The following is a 320-nucleotide window of genomic DNA, read 5'->3' as shown; positions in this document are numbered from 1 at the left end:
CCCCCCCCCCCCCCCCCCCCCCCCCCCCCCCCCCCCCCCCCCCCCCCCCCCCCCCCCCCCCCCCCCCCCCCCCCCCCCCCCCCCCCCCCCCCCCCCCCCCCCCCCCCCCCCCCCCCCTTTTACTGATCCGGCGACCACCGAGATCTACACCGAAGGTTAATCGTCGGCAGCGTCAGATGTGTATAAGAGACAGGGTCGAGGGCGATCGCCCGATCGGCAGGGCAGCGGGGCCGGAGATGTCTTCGACGGACTCCGCGGTCGTCTAGATCGCCGAGCGTTACTTCAGTTCATGCCGTCGTCCCAGGCTTGCCCCCGGATCC

Annotated in this window: 1 protein-coding gene; it reads left to right on the top strand. The window is 75.3% G+C overall.

The window, feature by feature from the left end; genetic code table 11:
* Nucleotides 1-266: hypothetical protein (locus tag JHD80_RS27395; RefSeq protein WP_199093759.1), on the top strand; the 266-nt coding region annotated here is incomplete at its 5' end.
* Between the last annotated feature and the right edge of the window lie 54 nt (nucleotides 267-320).

Source organism: Allobosea sp. ASV33, assembly GCF_016428755.1.
Taxonomy (GTDB): Bacteria; Pseudomonadota; Alphaproteobacteria; order Rhizobiales; family Beijerinckiaceae; genus Allobosea.
This window is presented reverse-complemented; position numbering and strand designations above follow the sequence as displayed.